This is a genomic window from Polaromonas sp. P1_G2 (assembly GCF_056405515.1).
The window spans coordinates 1-491 of sequence record NZ_JBFUBY010000978.1; the positions used below are offsets into that span (position 1 = coordinate 1).

Sequence of the window (491 nt, forward strand, 5' to 3'; positions counted from 1 at the left end):
GTCGAAGCAAGCCTTCGAGGATGTCTCGGATCTGAAGATCGAGGGTGAGATGCTTGATCTGGCCGAGCACATCATTGGCACGAAGCAGGGCACCTTTGATGCAAAGGCCTTCGACGATCGCTACGAGGCAGCGGTCACCGAATTGGTCAAAGCCAAGATCGAGGGCCGATCGTTGCCGAAGAAGAAAGCACCACCAGTCTCGAAGCAGAGCGATCTGCTGCAGGCACTGCGCGAAAGTGCCGGGTTTACTGCGGGGCCGACGCCGAAGCGCACCGCAGCCAATGTCAATGCGGACAGTGAACGAGCAAAGCCTGGCAAGCCCGCCACCGCGAAGGCGAAGTCGCCGGCGGCGCCGACACGTCGCGCAGGCTGAGGAAAGATGCCATGGCAATTCGCCCTTATTGGAAAGGCTATCTCAAGCTCTCGTTGGTGACCTGCCCCGTGCAGATGATGCCTGCCACGTCTGAAAGCGAGAAGGTGCGGTTTCACAC

At 59.5% G+C, this 491-nt stretch carries 1 protein-coding gene; it reads left to right on the forward strand.

Features of this window, described 5'->3' with window-relative positions; all coding sequences use genetic code 11:
- Positions 1–373: hypothetical protein (locus AC1D0P_RS28640; protein WP_477679829.1), on the forward strand; the 373-nt coding region annotated here is incomplete at its 5' end.
- Between the last annotated feature and the right edge of the window lie 118 nt (positions 374–491).